The sequence below is a fragment of the Pelagibacterium lentulum genome (assembly GCF_003992625.1).
GTDB classification, from domain to species: Bacteria; Pseudomonadota; Alphaproteobacteria; order Rhizobiales; family Devosiaceae; genus Pelagibacterium; species Pelagibacterium lentulum.
Map to the genome: position 1 here is coordinate 100,887 of NZ_RZMW01000029.1, position 19,431 is coordinate 120,317.

The 19,431-nt window shown below is 57.9% G+C and carries 22 protein-coding genes; 10 read left to right on the forward strand and 12 right to left on the reverse strand.

The annotated features are described in order from the left end of the window. Window positions 1-127: 127 nt before the first annotated feature. Together EO133_RS07695 and EO133_RS07700 are read left to right on the forward strand one after the other, a co-directional pair. The gene (locus EO133_RS07695; RefSeq protein WP_127072064.1) at window positions 128-1,069 is read left to right on the forward strand and encodes a DMT family transporter; all 942 of its coding nucleotides are present in this window, start codon (window positions 128-130) and stop codon (window positions 1,067-1,069) included. Window positions 1,070-1,386: 317 nt separating this feature from the next. After that, complete coding sequence (locus EO133_RS07700) at window positions 1,387-3,192, forward strand: ABC transporter ATP-binding protein (RefSeq protein ID WP_127072065.1); 1,806 nt, start codon at window positions 1,387-1,389, stop codon at window positions 3,190-3,192. A 124-nt stretch (window positions 3,193-3,316) separates the two neighbouring features. Here the strand turns inward: EO133_RS07700 and trhA are convergent, their stop codons facing one another. After that, complete coding sequence (gene trhA, locus EO133_RS07705) at window positions 3,317-4,003, reverse strand: PAQR family membrane homeostasis protein TrhA (RefSeq protein ID WP_127072066.1); 687 nt, start codon at window positions 4,001-4,003, stop codon at window positions 3,317-3,319. A gap of 179 nt (window positions 4,004-4,182) precedes the next feature. Then, window positions 4,183-5,244: a GGDEF domain-containing protein gene (locus EO133_RS07710; protein WP_127072067.1), complete on the reverse strand. Its 1,062-nt coding sequence runs from the start codon at window positions 5,242-5,244 to the stop codon at window positions 4,183-4,185. Window positions 5,245-5,349: 105 nt separating this feature from the next. Here EO133_RS07710 and EO133_RS07715 point away from each other — a divergent pair, with 105 nt between their 5' ends. Then, window positions 5,350-5,841: a GNAT family N-acetyltransferase gene (locus EO133_RS07715; RefSeq protein ID WP_127072068.1), complete on the forward strand. Its 492-nt coding sequence runs from the start codon at window positions 5,350-5,352 to the stop codon at window positions 5,839-5,841. On the opposite strand, the gene EO133_RS07720 is transcribed toward EO133_RS07715, so the two are convergent. Next, the gene (locus tag EO133_RS07720) at window positions 5,838-7,061 is read right to left on the reverse strand and encodes a lytic murein transglycosylase (protein WP_127072069.1); all 1,224 of its coding nucleotides are present in this window, start codon (window positions 7,059-7,061) and stop codon (window positions 5,838-5,840) included. The two genes, EO133_RS07715 and EO133_RS07720, sit on opposite strands and share 4 nt — an antisense overlap. A gap of 214 nt (window positions 7,062-7,275) precedes the next feature. On the opposite strand from EO133_RS07720, the gene aac(3) reads away from it, so the two are divergent. From aac(3) to EO133_RS07735, 3 genes are read left to right on the forward strand one after another with little or no spacing between them, the layout of a single operon-like run. Further along, entirely contained in the window at window positions 7,276-8,082 is an 807-nt protein-coding gene (gene aac(3) / locus EO133_RS07725) for an aminoglycoside 3-N-acetyltransferase (protein WP_127072070.1), read from the forward strand. A 51-nt stretch (window positions 8,083-8,133) separates the two neighbouring features. Then, entirely contained in the window at window positions 8,134-8,481 is a 348-nt protein-coding gene (locus EO133_RS07730; protein WP_127072071.1) for an ArsR/SmtB family transcription factor, read from the forward strand. 19 nt (window positions 8,482-8,500) lie between these two features. After that, window positions 8,501-9,229, forward strand: a complete 729-nt coding sequence (locus EO133_RS07735) for a DNA alkylation repair protein (protein WP_127072072.1) — start codon at window positions 8,501-8,503, stop codon at window positions 9,227-9,229. A 15-nt stretch (window positions 9,230-9,244) separates the two neighbouring features. Here EO133_RS07735 and EO133_RS07740 read toward each other — a convergent pair whose 3' ends face one another. The 5 genes from EO133_RS07740 to EO133_RS07760 all read right to left on the reverse strand — a co-directional run bounded on the left by EO133_RS07740 (window position 9,245) and on the right by EO133_RS07760 (window position 13,243). Next, entirely contained in the window at window positions 9,245-10,297 is a 1,053-nt protein-coding gene (locus EO133_RS07740; RefSeq protein ID WP_127072073.1) for a dipeptidase, read from the reverse strand. A 118-nt stretch (window positions 10,298-10,415) separates the two neighbouring features. Beyond that, window positions 10,416-10,826, reverse strand: coding sequence for a curlin (locus EO133_RS07745; protein ID WP_127072074.1), 411 nt, complete (start codon window positions 10,824-10,826; stop codon window positions 10,416-10,418). A gap of 191 nt (window positions 10,827-11,017) precedes the next feature. Beyond that, window positions 11,018-11,425 (reverse strand): curli-like amyloid fiber formation chaperone CsgH, encoded by a 408-nt coding sequence (csgH, locus tag EO133_RS07750; protein ID WP_127072075.1) that lies wholly within the window; start codon window positions 11,423-11,425, stop codon window positions 11,018-11,020. 72 nt (window positions 11,426-11,497) lie between these two features. After that, window positions 11,498-11,932, reverse strand: coding sequence for a curlin (locus tag EO133_RS07755; RefSeq protein ID WP_127072076.1), 435 nt, complete (start codon window positions 11,930-11,932; stop codon window positions 11,498-11,500). Between the two features lie 162 nt (window positions 11,933-12,094). Next, a complete protein-coding gene (locus EO133_RS07760; RefSeq protein ID WP_127072077.1) occupies window positions 12,095-13,243 on the reverse strand; it encodes a DUF2336 domain-containing protein in 1,149 nt (382 codons plus the stop codon). Between the two features lie 172 nt (window positions 13,244-13,415). Between EO133_RS07760 and EO133_RS20200 the strand changes: the two genes are divergently transcribed. Together EO133_RS20200 and EO133_RS07765 are read left to right on the forward strand one after the other, a co-directional pair. Then, a complete protein-coding gene (locus tag EO133_RS20200; protein ID WP_164734925.1) occupies window positions 13,416-13,589 on the forward strand; it encodes a hypothetical protein in 174 nt (57 codons plus the stop codon). A gap of 13 nt (window positions 13,590-13,602) precedes the next feature. Continuing rightward, the gene (locus EO133_RS07765; RefSeq protein ID WP_127072078.1) at window positions 13,603-14,400 is read left to right on the forward strand and encodes a hypothetical protein; all 798 of its coding nucleotides are present in this window, start codon (window positions 13,603-13,605) and stop codon (window positions 14,398-14,400) included. A 3-nt stretch (window positions 14,401-14,403) separates the two neighbouring features. Here EO133_RS07765 and EO133_RS07770 read toward each other — a convergent pair whose 3' ends face one another. From EO133_RS07770 to EO133_RS07780, 3 genes are read right to left on the reverse strand one after another with little or no spacing between them, the layout of a single operon-like run. Beyond that, window positions 14,404-14,949 (reverse strand): DUF1254 domain-containing protein, encoded by a 546-nt coding sequence (locus EO133_RS07770; RefSeq protein WP_127072079.1) that lies wholly within the window; start codon window positions 14,947-14,949, stop codon window positions 14,404-14,406. After that, window positions 14,949-15,521 (reverse strand): DUF1214 domain-containing protein, encoded by a 573-nt coding sequence (locus EO133_RS07775; protein WP_127072080.1) that lies wholly within the window; start codon window positions 15,519-15,521, stop codon window positions 14,949-14,951. Before EO133_RS07775 ends, EO133_RS07770 begins: the two co-directional genes overlap by 1 nt. 3 nt (window positions 15,522-15,524) lie before the next feature. Then, window positions 15,525-17,693: a transglycosylase domain-containing protein gene (locus EO133_RS07780; protein ID WP_127072081.1), complete on the reverse strand. Its 2,169-nt coding sequence runs from the start codon at window positions 17,691-17,693 to the stop codon at window positions 15,525-15,527. Between the two features lie 112 nt (window positions 17,694-17,805). On the opposite strand from EO133_RS07780, the gene EO133_RS07785 reads away from it, so the two are divergent. Next, window positions 17,806-18,255, forward strand: coding sequence for a YcgN family cysteine cluster protein (locus EO133_RS07785; protein WP_127072082.1), 450 nt, complete (start codon window positions 17,806-17,808; stop codon window positions 18,253-18,255). Window positions 18,256-18,306: 51 nt separating this feature from the next. Beyond that, window positions 18,307-19,011, forward strand: coding sequence for an SDR family NAD(P)-dependent oxidoreductase (locus tag EO133_RS07790; protein WP_127072083.1), 705 nt, complete (start codon window positions 18,307-18,309; stop codon window positions 19,009-19,011). Between the two features lie 4 nt (window positions 19,012-19,015). Here EO133_RS07790 and EO133_RS07795 read toward each other — a convergent pair whose 3' ends face one another. Further along, window positions 19,016-19,357: a DUF1491 family protein gene (locus EO133_RS07795; protein WP_127072084.1), complete on the reverse strand. Its 342-nt coding sequence runs from the start codon at window positions 19,355-19,357 to the stop codon at window positions 19,016-19,018. Window positions 19,358-19,431 lie beyond the last annotated feature (74 nt).

Genomic DNA, 19,431 nt, shown 5'->3' on the forward strand with positions numbered 1-19,431 from the left:
CAAAGACCAACTCTTCCATGTTTGGCAAGTTCCCAAAGGACGGGCACCTAACATTTTACTTGGCCGGTATTGAGCGTTGCGCTAGGGTCCGGCAACACTGTCTTCCCACTTGTCCAGGCCAATACCGATGACTACCATTGCCGCGCCGCCGACTGAGCGCCGCCTGTTCGCCATCGGCATCGTACTGACCACATTTGTTTTCTTCACCGCTTGCGACGTGGCCGCAAAGTGGATGGTGGTTTCGGGCATCCCGCCGCTTCAGGTGGCGTTTGTGCGCTACATGGTGCAGTTCGCCTTCATGCTGGGGCTGGCCCTGCCACATATCGGCGAGGGCGTGTTTCGCTCGGGCAATACGCCGCTTCTGGTCATACGCGGCGCGGCGCTATTGGGCATGACGGCACTCAATTTCTTTGCATTGGTCCATTTGCCGCTCACACTCACCTCGACAATCATGTTCTCGATCCCGCTGCTGGTGACTGCGCTTTCAGTACCCTTTCTTGGCGAGAGCGTCGGCTGGCGGCGCTGGATGGCGGTATTCATGGGCTTTGTCGGTATTCTGGTAATCGTCCAGCCGTGGGATGCTCAATTCCATTGGGCCGTATTGCTCTCGCTGGGCTGCTCTTTGTGCGGCGCGCTATATTTCATCCTGACGCGCAAGCTCGCTGGCCGCACATCAACAATGTCGATGCAACTTTATGCAGGCGGCGTCGGCGCGATCGTGTTGCTGCCCTTTGCACTCATGGATTGGGTGTGGCCGGATGGTCCGGTGGCTTGGATAATCCTGCTCAGCGTCGGGGTTGCCGCAATGATCGGGCATCAGATTTCGATTGCCGCGCACCGGCTGGCCCCTGCCTCCGTGCTGGCGCCATTCGCTTATACCCAGATCGTCTGGATGAGCCTGGCGAGTTGGTGGATTTTTGCCGAACCGCCCACTGCCTGGCTATATATCGGCGCCCCTATCGTGATCGGCTCAGGCCTTTATATCTGGCTGCGCGAGCGCGTGCTTGCAAAGCCCGTAGTAACCCCGGTGGCTCCACATGCGACCGGGGACAAGCTCGGGCAGGCTTGAGCGGATGTGGCCATTTCGCATCAATTTTGCGTAAGGCAAATTTGACCCTTGGCGAGGCAAAATGTCTCAGCTATAAGAGTCGTCCTGATTCAACCGCCAACTTGGGAGGCGTTCGATTGATTGACATGTCCGTTCGTTTCCCGGGTTATATGCGGCCCGGCCTCGATTAGAAGGCCACTGGCCCGCCGCGTCCGCGTAGTCGGAACGCCGCTTCCCACACTTCCCCAATCTGTTTTCTGACGCGCTCTTTTCGCGCTCGGATTTTAATTTTTACTCTTTGCAGGACCGGTGCGCCCTTTTGCGCCCGGAATCGGAAAATGGCTCGCAAGAAAGTTGAATTTCACGGCAAGACCTACCGTGACGTACTTGGTTTTACCGCGCGGCACTGGCGTCGCCAGCCCGGACGCATAAGTTTCATTTTTGCTTCGATCATGGTTGCCACTCTGGCCGCCGTACTGACGCCGTACTATGCAGGGCAACTCGTGAATGCCGTGGCCTCCGGTGCAGCGGACGATCCGGCTTTGCTGGACGCGGCAATAATGGCCTTTATGAGCCTTCTCGGCCTGGGCGTGGTTCATGTGGTGCTGCGTTTTGTTGCATTCCGCCAAACAATTGCGCTGACTCTTCGGATGATGGGCGAGATCGTCAACGAGACCTTCTTCAAGGTTCAGCGATTCTCGACCGACTGGCACGCCAACACCTTTGCCGGTTCGACCGTGCGCAAGGTCACACGTGGCATGTGGGCGTTGGACCTGCTAAACGACACCATTCTGGTGGCGCTGTTCCCATCGCTCATCATGCTGATCGGCACCACGGTGCTGCTGGCCGTCTTCTGGCCCGTGATGGGGCTCGTGGTCGGTCTCGGGTCCCTGATCTTCATTGTCGTCACCATCGCGCTGACGGTCGGCTATGTTTCGCCGGCAGCAACGCTTTCCAATGCCTGGGACACCAAGTTGGGCGGCGCGCTGGCCGATGCCATAAGCTGCAACGCGGTCGTAAAGGGGTTCGGTGCCGAGGCGCGCGAAGAAACGCGGCTCGATCTGGTGGTCGCCAAATGGCGCAAGCGGACCCTGCGCACATGGAACCGTTTCAATCTCAACGGCTTCGCCCAGGATGTGGGTATTCTCCTGCTGCGCGCGGTGATCCTTGGTACCGGCATCATGCTCTGGCAGCAAGGCGTAGCCAATGCGGGCGACATTGCGTTCGTCTTGACCGCCTTCTTCGTCCTGCAGGGTTATCTGCAGGATGTAGGTATGCACTTCCGCAATCTGCAGCGTTCGATCAACGATATGGAAGAACTCGTTGCGCTTGACGGCGAACCCTTTGGCGTCGCCGACCGCCCGAACGCGACGCCGATCCGTGTTGGCGATGGTGCGATTGCCTTCAAGTCCGTCACCTTCCAGTACGGCGGTCACAATACTCCGCTCTATAAGGACTTCTCGGTCGACATTCAGTCGGGTGAGCGGGTCGGCCTTGTCGGTCACTCAGGCTCGGGCAAGACCACGTTCGTCAAGCTCATCCAGCGCCTGCATGACATCAATTCCGGTGCCATCGAGATCGACGGACAGGATATTGCCAAGCACACGCAGTCGAGCCTGCGCGGCCAGATTGCCATCGTGCAGCAGGATCCGATCCTGTTTCATCGTTCGCTGGCGGAAAACATCGCCTATGGCCGTCCCGGCGCAACCCGAGAGCAAATCGAGGCGGCCGCCGAGCAAGCCAATGCCCATGGCTTTATTGCCAAGATGCCCAAGGGTTATGAGACGCTTGTGGGCGAACGCGGGGTCAAGCTTTCGGGTGGTGAACGTCAGCGCGTTGCGATTGCCAGAGCGTTTCTTGCCGATGCGCCGATCCTTATTCTGGACGAGGCCACATCCAGCCTCGATTCCGAAAGCGAGGCGACGATTCAAGAGGCTATCGAACGGCTGATGAAGGGGCGCACAACGCTCGTCATTGCGCACCGGCTTTCCACAGTGCGCGCCCTTGATCGCATTCTCGTCTTTGACAAGGGTGAAATCGTTGAGGAAGGCGATCACATGTCGCTCATACGCCGCGAAAAGGGCATCTATCGGCGTCTGTTTGAAAAGCAGGCTCTGGAACTGACCAAAGGGCTGGTGGCTTAGAGCGTGTCCAGCAAAAGTGGAAACGGTTTTGCGGTTCGGACACGCGACAAAACAACGACTTAGAGCCGGGTTTAGATTCTAACAAAACCCGGCCCTAAGCCGCCAGTCTCCCTGTTTGTCACGCCTAAAGTCGCGAGATGACCATCGCATCGAAAATCGCGATCATGTGCAGGCTGGCGCCAATGATGACAAAGATGTGCCAGACGACATTCTGGAAGTGCAGCCTTTCCCAAAGATGGAAAACGATCCCTGCCGAATAGGCAATACCACCTGCAACGAGCAGCCAAAGGGCGGTCGTGGGCAGTGCGGCGGCAAGCGCCTGGAAGGCCACGACGCCGCTCCAGCCGATCGCCAGATACAAAATAATGGCCAGCCGGCCAAAATGCTGAGGCACCAACAGCTTGAGCGCAATGCCGACGATTGCTGCCGCCCAAACGAAGATCAGCAGTTTATCGACAATTGGCGCGGCGCTAGCGGCCGCAAGCAATGGCGTGTAAGTGCCTGCGATAAAAAGAAAGATTGCCGCCTGATCGAACCGCGCCAGCCATGCCTTGATCCTGCCGCCCGGCCATAGATTGAAGGCGGCAGAGACCGAAAGCAGCAGCACGAGCGAAGCCACATAGATAAAAAGCGCGAAAAATTCGTCGCGCGCTGTTTCCATCATCGCGATGGTCAACAGGACCGAGCCCGCGCAAAGCGCGACCAGCAGGCCGATGCCATGCACGATGCCGTCAGCGACAAGTTCAGCAAGCGTATAGGGCCTGCGCTCGCGCAGATATGCCCTGGCTCTCTGACCTATCGACTGTCGCATTCTCTCGTACTCCTCGCTACCTCTTTAACATACTGCACAATTTATAATGGCAAGTAAGGCGCAATGGTGAACGCGTTGCTTATCGCATGGTCATAATGGCCAAGCGCGGCAAAATGACACCCGATCCTGCGCTAATTGATAACGCCTGACCGGGTGGAACGGTTCGGGGATACTTGCGCTTAGTGAATATTGGCGCGAGCGCCACCGGCAGCAGCCTGTCCTTCGGACGGCTGGGCATCCTCGGCGTCGAGCGGAGGGGCAAAAACCACGCAGTTGCGTCCTGCCCTTTTGGCACCGAACATGGCGATGTCGGCCTGCGCAAACCATTGCATGGCCGAATTCAATTCGCGGGTCAGCGCAGCAACGCCGAAACTCGCTGTGATCGAGAGAACGCCTTTTTCCGTACGGAAGCGCAGCTTGTTGATGTCCTCACGGATGCGTTCGGCACATTGGCTGGCTTCATAAGGCATGGTTTCGGGCAGCAGCAGGCCAAAGGCCTCGCCACCGATCCGGCCGAAGGAGTCGCATACGCGGGTGACTTCCTTGCATCGGTTGGCCACCGCCTTGAGCACCTCATCGCCCATTTCATGGCCAATCGCGGTATTGATCTCATTGAACTTGTCTATGTCGAGAAACACCAGCGTCGCGGGACGCTCGTAGCGTTTCGCGCGCGCGAACTCGCGCTCCACATTGGCCTGAAACCGATGCCGGGTGAGAGCGCCTGTGGCGAAATCGAATGCATCGGGCTGATGGGTTGAAATATGCTCCATGGCCAATGCGGCCAGATTGACCAGGGCTGTCACATTGGCTTCAGAAAACATGCGCGGCTCGACATCTGCGATGCTGACCGTTCCAAGATGATAGCCATCCGGCGAGATGATCGGCACGCCCAGGTAAGCGCGAACATGCGGCTGGTCCTTTACCAAACGCGCTTTACTGAAGTGATCCTGTTCATGGGTATCTGCAACAATCAGCGGTCGACGCTTGCCGATCATCATGGCGCAAAGGGATTCTTCGCGCGGTATGGGCCCGGACTGCGCGCCGCGAAGCGCCATAAATATCTGTTGCTGGCGGTCAATAATCGACACCGCAGCGATTGGCGTGCCGGTCGCAGCCATTGCAACCTTGGCAATACGGTCCATCGCTTCGCTCATGTCGGTCTGAGGAATGCCGTAGCGATAGATCGCGCACAGCCTGCCTTCTTCGTCCGTCAGAGCGTCCATCATTACGCTACCCCTCATGCACGGTCTTCGCCTGCATAAGAATAAAAACTAACCTTTCCGGGAACGGATTGGTATTGTTGCGCGGTCCTATGGTTACGGACTCGTATGTTTTCGAGGTGATCGATGCCAATTTCAATCCGGGCTGCAGGCCCAAAAGACCTGCCAGCGCTCCAACTCCTATGGCAAAAGTTCAACGCTTATCTCGATACGATCGACGAACCTGAACATATTGATCCGACTTTATTCTCTCGTTTCGAGGCCCTTTGCTTCGGCCCTGACGCCGTTTGCCGCGCGCTACTTGCCGAACACGATGGCGAGCCGGTCGGGTACTCGATCTACTTCTGGGGTGTCCGCATGGAAAGTGTTACCGCCAGCCTGCACATTGCCGACATTTTTGTTGACGAAGCCGTGCGCGGCACCGGCGCTGGCCGTGCATTGATGGACCATATTCGGGAAATGGCCCGACATCGGGGTGCCGGGCAGGTTATCTGGAACGTCTGGAACAAGAACGCCTCCGCCATCGCCTTTTACAAGCGGATCGGCGCCCGCCATCTGGAGGAAGAGTTGCAGATGATCTGGCCCGTGGATCAACCGCCGGCCAGACCAATCGTTTAACGCAGCCGGGAAAGCAGCGCGCTTGATGCGTGACCGTCCGGGGTGATGCCGGCCGAACGCTGGAAGGCAATAATCCCCTGACGCGTGCGTGAGCCAATGATCCCGTCCGCTTCGCCAACATTAAAGCCACGCGCGTTGAGCGCAGACTGCAACTGGCGACGCTGATCGCGTGTCAATGCAGTCTCATTAGCCGGGAACGCGCGTTCAAACGGGCCGACGCCAAGAATCCTGTCGGCAAGATGTCCCACCGCCAGCGCATAGTTGTTGGAATTGTTGTAGCGCTTGATGACATCGAAATTGTGCAGCATCAGGAATATCGGTCCCTGGCTGCCCGATGGCATGAAAATGCTGGCCTGATCGCTCGGTCGCGGAAACTCTCGACCGCCTGTCCGGCGCGCGCCCATTGCGTGCCATGCGGACAGGCTCTGCTTTCCGGCGTCCCAAGCGCGTGCGTAATCGAAATTGGAGGAAAGCTGGACTTCATAACCCCAGGTTTCACCATTGCGCCAGCGATGAGCCCGAAGGTAATTTGCTGCCGAAGCGAGAGCATCGGGGATCGAGTTCCAGATGTCGCGGCGGCCATTGCCGTTGTAATCGACAGCATAGGACTGGAAGCTCGAAGGCATGAACTGCGTGTGCCCCATTGCGCCGGCCCAGGAGCCGACCATGTTCGGCGCAGAAACGTGACCGGCCTGCAGGATCTGCAAGGCCGTCAAAAGCTCATTTTTGAAAAAGTCGTAGCGGTAACGACCGTGGGTCAGGGTGGCGAGCGCATGGATCACGTTATTGCCACCCATATACGAACCGTAATTGGTTTCCATGCCCCAGATGGCGAGCACGATTTCCGGCTGCACGCCATAACGCTGCTGCACATTGGCAAGCGTTTGGCCCCATTCTCCGCGCATGGCGCGGCCGGTCGAGATTCGTGCGGAACTGACGGCATTGCCCAGATATTGCCCGGTGGTGTTGGTGACTTCGGGCTGGCGCTGGGTCAGCTCCATGATGCGGGCACTGGGCGAAAAGCCCGAGAACGCCTGCTCAAAGACCGTGCGCGAAACGCCGCGAGAGTGCGCTTCTGGCCATATGCCAGAAACAAAACTCTGCACATTGCCAAGCGCGACGCCGGGCAGCATCAGGCTTGCACCTGCGCCCAATGTCATGGCGAGCGCCTGTCGCCGCGTGAGACCGGGATTGGTATTCAAAGAGGCAATTTTACGCATGGATACACCTATCAGGTTTCCAGCTCAGCCCCACCTTGCCCCGCATTTGTGGCATAATGCTGTCCTTGCCCCCAAGTTCGACAGCCGGTGAGATGCGCTGATACTCAATTTCGGAACAGTTTGCCTCAATGGATTTAAGAGGGCGTTAAGCACGTTGGAAATCGGACCGTCATGGCTTAGGCTTATGTTCAAACTCTTGTGAGCGCTCCCCCGCATGCCCTCCTTTATCACCCGAAAAGCACTTTCCCACGACCTGAAGCAGCTTGGCATCAAACCCGGCGATACGCTCATGATTCACGCCGCCGTCAGCCGTGTCGGTGCGCTGCTCAATGGTCCCGACGCCCTGATCGGTGCGATCATGGATGCAATCGGAGAACACGGAACGCTCATGGCCTATGCCGATTGGGATGCCCGTTATGAAGACCTGCTCGATAAGAACGGCACTGTCCCAGAGCATTGGCGCCTGCATATCCCGCCCTATGACCCGCTGCGCTCCCGCGCCATCCGCGATAACGGCGTTTTTCCCGAATTTCTGCGCACCACGCCCGGTGCAGTCCGCAGCGCCAATCCTGGAGCGTCCGTGGTTGCGCTGGGAGCGAAGGCGGATTGGCTGACAGCCGATCATGCCCTGAACTACGGCTATGGCGAGCAGTCTCCATTTGCAAAGCTCGTGGAGATCGACGGCAAGATTGCGATGATCGGCGCGCCACTCGATACCATGACGATCATCCATCACGCCGAGCATCTGGCCGATGTGCCCAGCAAGCGGATCAAGTCCGTTGATGTGCCATTTGCAACCCCACAAGGTGTTCGCTGGCAGCGGATCGAGGAATTTGATACCGGAACCTATCTTTGTCCCGCACTCGATGATCGTGATTATTTCACCGAAATAGTCGAGAGCTATCTCGCGTCCGGCGCGGGCATAAGCGGCACTGTCGGGCAGGCCCCAACCGTCATTGTCGATGCGGAGGCTATTGTGTCGTTCGCCGTGGACTGGCTCGAGCGACACGGGCAGGCTTGACCAGAAAGGATCGCAATATTACCCTATGGCTATAAACAACAAAGCAGGCTCATGACCGAATCCGAACGTCTCGATGCAACCTTCATAGCCCTTGCCGATCCGACGCGGCGTGCCATTCTGGCCCGCCTGATGCAAGGGGAAGCGACAGTCAACGAGCTTGTCGAGCCGTTTCAGTTAAGCCAACCCGCGATTTCCAAGCATATCAAGATGCTCGAGCGCGCCGGGCTGGTTTCGCGCAGCCGTGATGCGCAACGGCGGCCGGTCAAGATCGAGGGCGAGGCGCTAAAGCAGGCCAATGAATGGCTGGCGCCTTACAGGAAAGTCTGGGAAACCAATTTTGCGCGGCTCGACGATCTGCTCGGGGATCTTCAGGAAGCACAGAAAAGCGGGAAAAACTGATGCCGCTGGCCATAGTTCCATGACTGAGCCGGCCGACCTTTCCGCCGCCGCGTTCAAGCTGCGCATGGCCGCACTGCAATCGGACGCGGAAAAAGAAAAATACAACCGCTATTTCAAACTCGGCCAAGGTGAGTATGGCGAAGGCGACATCTTCATGGGCGTGCGCATGGGGCATGTCTTCGACCTCGCCAAGCAATTCCTGACCATGGAACCGACCGAGATCGAATTGCTGCTTGAAAGCGAAATTCACGAACACCGCGCCGGAGCCATGTCGATCATGGCCAAGCAATATCAGCACAAAAAGACCACCGACGAACGCAAGCAGGCGCTTTACGAACTCTATCTGCGCCGCCATGACAGGATAAACAGTTGGGATCTCGTCGATCTTGCCGCGTGGCGCGTCATCGGTCCACACCTTGTCGAGCGGCCGCGCGAAATTCTCTATCGGTTGGCGCGTTCACCCTCGATGTGGGAACGGCGCACGGCCATTCTGGCGACATTTTCGTTTATCCGGCGCAACCAGTTCGACGATACGTTCGCCATCGCGACAGCCCTGCTGCATGATCGGGAGGAACTGGTTCAGAAGGCAGTCGGCTGGACCTTGCGCGAAGTGGGCGCCGACAACCCCCGGCTGCTGGCCTTTCTCGCCGATCATGCTGCCACCATGCCACGCGTAATGTTACGCGGGGCACTCGAAAAATTCGACAAGGATCAGCGTGCCCATTACATGGCGCTGGCCAAGCGATAGAGGTCGCCGGACTGCTTAGGCCCCCCAGGTTCGCTCAAGCAGATTGATCCAGTTGCGATGGGTGATCTTGGCGATCAACTCTTCTCCGTAGCCGGCAGCTTCCATCTCGGCAACAAGCAACGGCAGTCCCGACGCGTCCTCGATCTCCGCTGGCACTGTTGCACCGTCGAAATCAGAGCCCAGCGCGACACCATCCTCGCCAAGCATTTCCAACAGGTAATCGAGATGCCCGATCATTGTCTCAAGCTTTGTGTCCTTGCGGGCATGGTCGCCATCGTCGCGCAGAAAGCCGACCGCGAAGTTGAGTCCGACAAGCCCACCCGATTCCGCGATGGCGTCAAGTTGGTTCTCGGTGAGATTGCGCGGCGTGGGCGAAAGCGTGTGAACGTTGGAATGACTTGCAACCAGCGGCTTGTCGGTCGTCCGCGCAACATCCCAGAAACCCTTTTCGTTGAGGTGGGAAAGGTCGATCACAAGACCCCGCTTGTTGCATTGCCGGACCAGTTCGATGCCCTTATCGGATAAGCCTTCGCCGTGATCGGGCGAGCCGGGAAAGGTAAAGGGCACGCCATTGCCAAAGACATTGTTGCGGCTCCAGGTAATACCGATCGAGCGCAGGCCGCGTTCATAGAGCGTGTCGAGCGCCTCAAAATCGGGATCTATGACCTCAGCGCCTTCGATGTGATAAACCATCGCCATGGCGCCTGCATCCATCGCCTCACGAATATCGGCTGCGCTTTTGCAGAGCCGAACGGAACCGCCGCTGGCAGCAATCAGCGCATCACCCTTGTCCATCATCGCGTAGGTGAACTGCTCGGCCCGTTCGCGATCGATTGGGTCTCCCATCGTAGGCTTTCTGGGAATACCGTTGATCGAGTTCTCCGGATTGGGCGTGAACATGGCGAAAAGCCCACCAGCAAGGCCGCCCTTTTTGGCCTTTGTCATGTCGATGTGGTAGCCGTCGCACTCCCCTAGGAAATCGGGCGCCTTGCCCTTGCCTTCGTCTTCTATCAGACGCAGCAGCGTATCATTGTGGCCATCGAAAATCGGGTACTGAGCCTCAAACATGAGCGGAAGAATCCTCTTTGACACGCTCGCACCCTGCACCAGATTTTTAATCCGCGCAAACAGAAGAGGACGCAATTTGCGTCCTCTTTTTAGCAGCCAGATTTATGGTAAATTTTCCCTACCAGCCGAATACGAAACCCAGGCCGGATTGATGGCCGTTTTGCTGCACATGGGCGTTGGTTCCGGTGCCGAACTGGAACAGACCATAGGAATTTCCGTTGCCGTATTGCTCAACAGTCCCGTTGTGGCCGCGACCTTCCTGATGAACGATACCCAGGTTTCCGCGCCCGTCCTGCAGCAGGCCGGCCGCGTTGTTGCTGCCGCGCTGGTTTATTGAACCATTCTGGATGCCATTGACCAAAGCATAAATGCCAAGACCCATCTGCATGGCGCGGGCCTGTTCGGTATTGGCGGGATTGATGCCGATGGAAATCTGGCCGTTGGCCTGTGCAGGCGCGGTCAGGCTCGTCAAACCAAGGGTTGCGACAAGAAGACCTGCGACGAGGGTTTTGGTGATGTTGCGTACCATGTTCCAGCTCCTGAATTCTTTGCCCAAGCTGTTTGTCAGCCGATGAAGTGACTATGACCCGATGCGCCTGAACCGAGCCGGAAGGCTCCATTTATCTACGGTTAATCTTGCAGGCATTCACGGTACAAAAGGGAAAAAGGGCCTCAGAAACCTGAAGCCCTTTGTCATTTTCGATATTCTGATTTTGTCACTCAGCGTGCTCCGCTGACACGCCCGCCGCATTCGTGAGTTTGCCCATTGGCATCGACCTTCAGACTGACATCATAAGCACTGGCGCCGCCCAAATTCATCCGGCCAAGGCTGAGAATTTCACCTGCCTGGGCGCTGAAGCCGCCCCCCTGATTGATATTGGTGCTATTGCCACCGCCAGCGCTTTTCACCGAAAGGCTGTATTGTCCGTGCGTTGCGCCATCGGCCCGATAGATTGCTTCGATACCAAGCGAGCCATTATGGGGCGTCGCAATCACGTCGCAGTGAGACGCCGCCTTTTCTTCCAGAATGGAGTGCGCCTGACTTACACTGGCGACGCCGACGATTGCGGCAGCTGCTCCGGCAATGGAAATCGCATAGGCCAGATGTTTTTTGCTTTGTGTAGCCATTTCTCGGAACTCCTGTGTCGGTTTTGCCGGAAAGGACGGTCTCCTTTCCGGCCTGTTGGCGCTCATGGCTGGTTAGCGGCAGGTCTGCACGAAGGCAGCGACATTGCCTGAACCGCCCTGGGAGACGTTAGCCGAGCAGTTTTTGCCGACCTGAACGCCGGCGGCGATGTTGCCGTTACCGTCCTGGGTCAGAATGGAGGTGTGATTATCGCCGAACTGGCCAACACCTGCGGCGTTGTTGCGGCCGTTCTGCCGGATTTCGGAATTGTTGTAATTGCCATCCTGACCGGTGGCAGCGGTGTTGCGGCGACCGCGCTGTTCGCTGACGGCCTGATTGTACCAGCCGTTCTGCACCACGCCGATATTGTTGCGGAAGCCGGTCTGGCTGCCACCGGCGGAATGGCCGAAGCCCCACTGGTGAATAAAGACATCGTTTGCAGTTGCAGGAACTGCGGAAAAACCCATTACAGCGACGAGTACTGCCGAGATCAAACCCTTGCGTGCCATGTTCTCTCTCCTGATCCTTCTGGGCTTTTGCCCGTGTTGCGTTAGAACACGATCAGGTTTAGCGGCAGGGTTCCGAACGCGCCCTGAAGGGCGCATTCAGAATTGGTTCATGTGGCAGAATCTTCTTCAAGCCACTAATATTTATGTGTATTTAGTTTTCACCTAGCTCGCGCGACGTGTTTTCAACCCATTGAGTTTATCGATGGCTTGCGCGCCAGCCGTACCGGAAAGCGGGGTCGAGGACTTTGCGGCAGGGCGCCGCCCTTCGGGCTGGAACGGCGCGTATTCGGGCCGCACAAGATCGAAAAGGTTCACATCGCCTCGCCACGCGCTCATCATATAGACCATGGCTGAAGGGTGGACGTCCTCAAACAATTGCGCAAACTCGGCAAGTGTCTTGGAGCGGTCCGCATCGTGACTTGTCGCGTGGATCAGGACCTTGAGCCCGTCATAAGATGTGCAACCAAAGGCCCGCAACACGACGAAAAGGGCGGCCCCGCTGGTATCATGGGCGATTTCGCCACAGCGGATTTCGTCAAGCCCGGTCACTTGCTTGAGCAAATGCGTGATGCGCGGACGGCGATTGTCGGACAACAGCTTCATAAGCGCCGTCGTGAACTCATTGGTTGCAACCGATATATGCTCGAATGTGCGCATCATCGGCGCCTGCGGCATCCGCCTGTGCGCGTAAGCGCGCAAAGTCTTGAGGCGCCCGGCTTCGGGCAGATCGAAAAAGGCCGGGGTCAAAAGCGCGGCATCGAAATCGTCGCGCTCGGAGAGCAGCCTTGCCACCTCGTGATCCATATGCGCGGAGCGGGTCAACGCGCTCAGATACGCGCCCTTGGGCTCGATTGCTGTGTTTGCGGCCAGCGCGCGATAGATCTTGCGGCTGTTGATAGGGAATAGGCGCGCCAGCGTAGTATTGGTAAGGTCCGGGCGCTGAGCGAGCGCAGCCAGCACATCCTTGTCGCCCTTGTCGATAAGGCGCATCACAATTTCTTCGGAAATCGACTTGGTACCAATCAGGTAGTCGTTCAGCGCAGTGCCAAGGTGGTCGATCACAAGCGCTTCAAGTTCCGGCGTAAGATTGTCTGCGGTTGCCAGCGTCAGCGCTGCCTTGCTGCGTGCGGATGGCGCGGCATTGGGAAACAGGCGTTGCGCGAGTGCCTCGAACTGCTCGATTTCCGAGCGCAGAGGGCGTGGGCGCTTGGCGAACGCATCGCAGGCCGCGACAAGCAAGGTATTGGCCCGCTCGACGCCGCCGGTCTCTACCAATAACTGAAATGTCTCATACGGCTGAAAGCCAATCATGGGCGACTCATTTTCGAGTTCAATTCAATTGTCGCCACTATTTCTCACAATTCGTTAGCGGACTATTAACCTTGACGAATTCTTAATGGGGCCGATCAAGAGCGATTGCGCGCCGGAATCCCGCACTGATTCCCTTTGGCTCGGGGTCGCTTTGATACGATGAGAGGTCACAATGGGTATGCTGCTTAGATTCAGTCCCAAGCCCAATCGATCAGCCAGCCGTTCAATTGCGACTGGCGCACCGATGGGCAAGGTCTTGCTGTTTACCGGCATCCGTTACGAGCGCGGCAAGGCACCGGCCACCGCAACACCGGAAAGCACTGCACGCCGCCGACGCAAGGGCTGAATAGAAATTGACCATGACTATTGATCGCGGCATCAAGGCCGCAGCAATTCTTGTTGTGTTTGCCGCTAGCCTGGGCGCTTGTGCCCGGCCGACGGGAGATTTCGGTCGCGCGGCGCCGAGCGTCATGCACGACCAGATCATGCCAACCATCGGCGCTTCACAGGCGCGCGGGCGCGGCGAGCCGGTTTCCAATTTCAACCAGACCGATCAGGAACGTGAAATGCACGATCGGGTCTGGCGCTTTCTTATTGCCCCGCATACCAAGGACTGGTTCTACGACACGGCGGTCGAGCTTCAGCGTACGCGGCTGACCGGAGCCACCGACATCAGTTTCAATCCTGACCGCTACTACAATCACCTGCGCTCAAGCGCCTTTGCGTCCTCTCGGATACGCTATCGCGCTGTCGGCAACGACATCGATATGGATCTGGCAACGATCCCGGCCACGTTCATTGCCATTTGCAACGTGATCGAGGTGGACCGTCAGCGCGGCATCGCCGTGTCCAATGTCGGCACACCCGAGAATGCCCAGCAAGCTGCCGCCCGAAAATGGGAAAACGATCAGAAAATCGCATGGTTCACGCGGGCGCTGGACTATCGGTATCAGGCCTACTCAATGGCGTTGGATCGCCTTCTCGTCGAAACCCCGCATGAAGAAGCCCGCATCGTCGATGAAAAACTGGCAGCACTTTCCCATTATGTGCGTCGCGCGAAGGCTCGTGACTTCTGTGGTGGCGGCTCGGGGGCGATTGTCAGCAAGAACGCGCCCATTCCCTCTCGGATCGAAAATGGACCGGTTTACCGCAAATAGAGCCTACCGGATCGTCAGGCACCGCAATTCATCGAGGACGCGAACGTAGCGCGCGCGCATGGCGCCATGCGCGGGAGCAACACGCAGGACCACAAATATCTCGTCGGTCGGGGTCTCAACGATCAGCATGCCTTCCTCGATCTCGAAGCGCTGTTCGGCCAAGAGCCGCGTCTGGGACGGGTTGAATATCCCCATATCGAGATAACCGCTCGAGCCCGACCGGTTTGTGGTCGAATAGATGACATGCCCCTGCCTGTTGAAGATCGCAACCGACCAGAAGCCAATCGGCAACTGACCGTTCACAACGCCAGGACCGTTCTGGAGCGAAAGCTGGCACACGCCATAAACCAGTTCGGGGTCCAGCCCCAGCGGATTGGGCTCGCCAGCCGCTATCGCATCGATCACCACAACATTTTCGTGCGCATTCAGTTCGCCGAGTCGCGTTGCAAGATCGCGCGATGCCATATCCGGCAGCGTCAGGATCACGACGAGGTGGATCAATCCACCCAGGATGACGCCAAACAGCACCCATAAGAGAAACCGTGCCATCAGCAGGCCTCCCGCGTAATCTGCGGCATTTCGGAAATCGTTGAAGTCCCACCGGAAAATATCGCAGCGTCATAAAGCGTCAGCGTCAGCCAGAACGGCCCACGACCGGCCGTCTCCAGCCAATTTCCAGCCGCGAGCCGCGGCCCGATTGCAGCATTGATCGATCCGTCCGCACCATAGGCAATGCGTTCGCTGTGCAGGGCCGCCTGCCCATCCGGCGCTGCCATCAGCGTGCCGTCCTCGTCCGTGGCGACAATGGTCCAAAAGCTTGCCCCCGGCACCCTGCCCGTCAGCCGGTAGTTGCAGGCGAGGTCAAGCGGCTCACCTTCGTTGTCGGCAAAGGCGGTGAACTGGATACCTTCGGCCTGCCCCAGTTGCATCAATCCGGCGCGCGCCAGGTAGGCTCGCGAATAAGGATCTGGCACAGGTTGCCCGATCTGTGGCCAACCGGCCCATGGCCCTTCCCGCACGGCCCCGAATATACGCCCGTCCGTCAACGCATAATAGCTTGCGCCAAAGCCGATAGCGATGGCGACCGCAAGCATGGTCAGCAGACGAAAGATGAATCCCAAGACCTATAGACTCTCACTGTCCCAAGCAACGGGCGCACTGGCCTGATCGATATTTTCAGTGCCGCGCACCTGTGCCTGACGCATTTTCTCTGTCAGATCAAGCAGCTTGATTGCGGCCGCCGGGGCAAGGCTCGGTGGTCGCTCGGCGCCAGTCTCCCCGTCTTCATCGCCATCGGCCTGAGCGATGATGAAGGGACGCGGCTCCATCTCGACGCCAAAGAGCGGCTTCACTTCGATATTTGTATGGGCATATTCCATGAATTTCTGCCAGCTTTGTGCAGGTAGCCGCCCGCCGGTGAGCCCGACTGTCGAACGATAGTCGTCGTTTCCGTACCAGACAGCAGCGACATAATTGCCCGAGAAGCCCACATACCAGGCGTCGCGATGCGCGTTGGTGGTGCCGGTCTTGCCCGCCGTGGGCACACCTTCCACAACCGCCCGTCCGCCCGTGCCGCCATAATTGACCGCATGGAGGATATCGTTCATTGCGAGCGCGACCTGCTCATCGAGCAGCCGCACGCGGTTCCGGTCGGGATCGGCTTCATAGATGACCTCGCCCCGGAGATTTGCGATGCGGGTAACGCCGAAGGCCGTCGCCTGGTAGCCGCCATTGGCAAAGACGGCATAGGATGAGGCCATGTCGATAACGCTGACCGAAGCCACGCCCAACGCCAGTGAGCGCGTTACGGGAAACTCGTTGCGAATGCCGAGCCGATGCGCCATTTCGGCAATCGGCTCGCGGCCCGTCTGGGTGGACAGGCGCACGGGTACGGTATTGATCGAGGCCGCCATGGCCGCGCGGATAGTGGTCGAGCCGCGATAGGAGCGGCCATAATTCTGCGGGCACCAGTTGCCGATACAGATGGGCGCATCCGAAATGCCAGTCCGTGGTGTGATGCCCAGCATCTCAAAAGCCGTCGCATAGACAAAGGGCTTGAAGGCCGAGCCCGGCTGGCGGGTCGAAGCTGTCGCCCGGTTATACTGGCTCTGCCCGTAATCGGTGCCCCCAACCATCGCCCGCACCGCACCATTGAGGTCGGTTACAACCATCGCGCCCTGCGAGACGTTAAATGCCGCGCCTTCCTCGCGCAGCACGGAAATGATCGAGTCTTCGGCATGCCGTTGCAATTGGGGGTCGATTGTCGTGCGCACGATGAAACCGACTTCATTGCTGTCGCCCACGATCCGCTTGGTTTCCAGAAAGGCCCAATCGAGAAAATAATTTGGCGAGTTTATCTCATGGGACCGGTCGATCGCTTCAGCAGGGCGGCGGCGTGCGCCAGTGACCTGCCCTTCGGTCAGATAGCCGGCATTGACCATGTTGGAGAGCACCACATTGGCGCGGCCACGTGCTGCCGCCAGATCGATATGAGGGGCAAAGCGCGTTGGCGCCTTGTAGAGTCCTGCGAGCATAGCTGCTTCGGACAGCGAAATATCCTGCACCGGCTTGCCGAAATAATACTCGGCTGCCGCCACCACCCCGAAATTGCCCCCGCCCATATAGGCGCGGTCGAGATAGAGTTTTAAGATTTCATCCTTGCTGTAGTTGGCCTCCAGCCAGAAGGACAGGAAAAGTTCCTTGATCTTGCGTTCGATGGTGCGCTCGTTGCTCAGGAACAGATTTTTGGCCAATTGCTGGGTTATCGATGAGCCACCCTGCAAACTGGTATCGCTCTGGGTGTTGGAGACGAGCGCGCGGAAGGTTCCGATCACATCGATGCCGAAATGGTCATAAAAACGACGGTCCTCAGTCGCGAGCGTTGCGTTCACCAGATAGTCGGGAATGGCAGATAGCGGAATGGAATCATCGGCGCGGATGCCGCGCCGTCCGATTTCATTGCCATAACGGTCAAGGAAAATAACCGAATAGTCCTCTGCCCGGTTGAACTCGCCCGATGCCGTTGCATCCATGGCCGAGAGCGCAAAGGCCGTCATCAGGACCGCGCCGATAGCGGCAAAGCTGAAGCCGTCCGAGGTCAGTTCGACGAAAATGCGTTTGAATCCGCGCACGGCAAAGATGGAGAAAAAATCCTGCAGGCGGATATAAAATCGCCCGAAGGCCCGAAAGCTGTCATAAAGAGCGGAATCGAGAGCAGCATCGGCCTCCAACAGGCGGGAATTGCCTTTGGAGCGCTTTTGCTTGGTGTAAAAAGGGTCCTGCTGCTTGCTCATTGGTCCTGACGCGGTGAAGAGAACCTTTCCCTATCTTATTGCAAGTAAAGGGTTTAGGTCATCACAATTATATGTATCTCATGCTGCCACAGCGTTAATTACGGGTAGAAACATGTCCTGGTGGGACGAAAAGCCGCTTTCGGCCATGAATGACGAGGAATGGGAAGCGCTGTGCGATGGCTGCGGCAAGTGCTGCCTGCTGAAACTTGAAGATGAAGACAGCGGAGAGATCTACACCTCCGACGTCCGCTGCAAGCTGTTGGACGGCGACACATGCGCTTGCATCGATTATCCCAACCGCCAAAAAATTGTGCCCGACTGCATCAAGCTAACGCCTGAGAAGACGCTGGAAATCAAATGGATTCCGACAACCTGCGCCTATCGCCGCCTCGCGGAAGGCCGGGGCCTTGCCTGGTGGCACCCGCTTGTTTCCGGCGACCCCAACACTGTGCATCTTGCCGGCGTATCAGTACGGGGCCGCACCATTGCCGAAGCGGATGTCGACACCGACGACTGGGAGAGCCATATCGCCGATTGGCCCCATTGGGAACCCGAAGACTGATCGGCACCCTTATCGCCTGCGTACTTGACCTGATCTGTGAGGTGCAAGCCAATGGCAATATCGGAGTCAAATCAGGGCCTTGCCGTCGTAATCGGCAGTTCTGGTGGGATTGGACGGGCGCTTGTCGATGCGTTACGTGACGCAAGCCGGTTCAATCACGTCCTGGGATTTTCGCGTTCCAGTTCGCCGGCGATCGATCTTGCCGACGAAACAATGATCGCGTCTGCGGCCACTTATGCCGCCGGGCTGGGGCCGATCCGCCTTCTGATCTGCGCAACCGGCTTTCTTCACGGCGATGGCTTTGAGCCGGAAAAAAGCCTGCGCCAACTCGATGCCCGGCATATGGCGAAGGCTTATGCGATAAATGCTATTGGCCCTGCCCTTGTTCTGAAGCATTTCGCACCGCTCCTGCCGCGGCAAGGCCGCTCAGTCTGCGCTCTGATTTCAGCCAAGGTTGGCAGCATCTCGGACAACCACTTGGGTGGTTGGCACAGCTACCGCGCGTCCAAAGCCGCTCTTAACCAGATCGTGCGAACCACGGCCTTGGAATTGGAACGGAGTAAACCGGATGCCATTGTGTTTGCGCTTCATCCGGGCACGGTAGAAACCCGATTGTCTCGGCCCTTCTCGAAAACCGGTCTCGACGTCCAGTCCCCCGCACAAGCCGCGCGCGCCATTCTCGATTGCGCTGAAAAAGTCCAACCGGAGGACAGTGGTAAATTTCTTGACCGAACCTATTCACCGCTGCCGTGGTGACGTCCTACTGTTCGATGATATCGACGCCCACATCGCTGTTTCTGGTTTCGACCGCGAGCACCCATAGGTCGGGATCGAAGTCGGTTTCCCGCCGGATGCGATCCATGATCGTCAGCGGGTCCTGACGGTCGTAGCGGACAACGAATTTGCGTTCGCCGTGACGCTCGCCAAGGACGGCTGACGAAGCTGGCACCATCAGCGTGCGCGTACCGTTAAGATGATCAATCTCGATCCATATCTGGCCGGCTATAGGGTCGCCTCTGCGCGCGACAACGCACAAATTACCCAGGTCGTTATGGCGCCGGACAAAGGCCGCGCACCAGATATCGCTGCGCAATTGGTCCATGATGATCGGCCTTGTGCATAAAAATTGAAGCGACAGACAAAGCGTGTCCAGGAAAAGTGTAAACGGTTTTCCGG

What these genes read in the sequence shown, in the direction of transcription:
- EO133_RS07695 (WP_127072064.1), top strand. Translation starts at nt 128, where the DNA reads ATGACTACCATTGCCGCGCCGCCGACTGAGCGCCGCCTGTTCGCCATC.
- EO133_RS07700 (WP_127072065.1), top strand. Translation starts at nt 1,387, where the DNA reads ATGGCTCGCAAGAAAGTTGAATTTCACGGCAAGACCTACCGTGACGTA.
- trhA (WP_127072066.1), bottom strand. Translation starts at nt 4,003, where the DNA reads ATGCGACAGTCGATAGGTCAGAGAGCCAGGGCATATCTGCGCGAGCGC.
- EO133_RS07710 (WP_127072067.1), bottom strand. Translation starts at nt 5,244, where the DNA reads ATGAGGGGTAGCGTAATGATGGACGCTCTGACGGACGAAGAAGGCAGG.
- EO133_RS07715 (WP_127072068.1), top strand. Translation starts at nt 5,350, where the DNA reads ATGCCAATTTCAATCCGGGCTGCAGGCCCAAAAGACCTGCCAGCGCTC.
- EO133_RS07720 (WP_127072069.1), bottom strand. Translation starts at nt 7,061, where the DNA reads ATGCGTAAAATTGCCTCTTTGAATACCAATCCCGGTCTCACGCGGCGA.
- EO133_RS07730 (WP_127072071.1), top strand. Translation starts at nt 8,134, where the DNA reads ATGACCGAATCCGAACGTCTCGATGCAACCTTCATAGCCCTTGCCGAT.
- EO133_RS07735 (WP_127072072.1), top strand. Translation starts at nt 8,501, where the DNA reads ATGACTGAGCCGGCCGACCTTTCCGCCGCCGCGTTCAAGCTGCGCATG.
- EO133_RS07740 (WP_127072073.1), bottom strand. Translation starts at nt 10,297, where the DNA reads ATGTTTGAGGCTCAGTACCCGATTTTCGATGGCCACAATGATACGCTG.
- EO133_RS07745 (WP_127072074.1), bottom strand. Translation starts at nt 10,826, where the DNA reads ATGGTACGCAACATCACCAAAACCCTCGTCGCAGGTCTTCTTGTCGCA.
- csgH (WP_127072075.1), bottom strand. Translation starts at nt 11,425, where the DNA reads ATGGCTACACAAAGCAAAAAACATCTGGCCTATGCGATTTCCATTGCC.
- EO133_RS07755 (WP_127072076.1), bottom strand. Translation starts at nt 11,932, where the DNA reads ATGGCACGCAAGGGTTTGATCTCGGCAGTACTCGTCGCTGTAATGGGT.
- EO133_RS07760 (WP_127072077.1), bottom strand. Translation starts at nt 13,243, where the DNA reads ATGATTGGCTTTCAGCCGTATGAGACATTTCAGTTATTGGTAGAGACC.
- EO133_RS20200 (WP_164734925.1), top strand. Translation starts at nt 13,416, where the DNA reads ATGGGTATGCTGCTTAGATTCAGTCCCAAGCCCAATCGATCAGCCAGC.
- EO133_RS07765 (WP_127072078.1), top strand. Translation starts at nt 13,603, where the DNA reads ATGACTATTGATCGCGGCATCAAGGCCGCAGCAATTCTTGTTGTGTTT.
- EO133_RS07770 (WP_127072079.1), bottom strand. Translation starts at nt 14,949, where the DNA reads ATGGCACGGTTTCTCTTATGGGTGCTGTTTGGCGTCATCCTGGGTGGA.
- EO133_RS07780 (WP_127072081.1), bottom strand. Translation starts at nt 17,693, where the DNA reads ATGAGCAAGCAGCAGGACCCTTTTTACACCAAGCAAAAGCGCTCCAAA.
- EO133_RS07785 (WP_127072082.1), top strand. Translation starts at nt 17,806, where the DNA reads ATGTCCTGGTGGGACGAAAAGCCGCTTTCGGCCATGAATGACGAGGAA.
- EO133_RS07790 (WP_127072083.1), top strand. Translation starts at nt 18,307, where the DNA reads ATGGCAATATCGGAGTCAAATCAGGGCCTTGCCGTCGTAATCGGCAGT.
- EO133_RS07795 (WP_127072084.1), bottom strand. Translation starts at nt 19,357, where the DNA reads ATGGACCAATTGCGCAGCGATATCTGGTGCGCGGCCTTTGTCCGGCGC.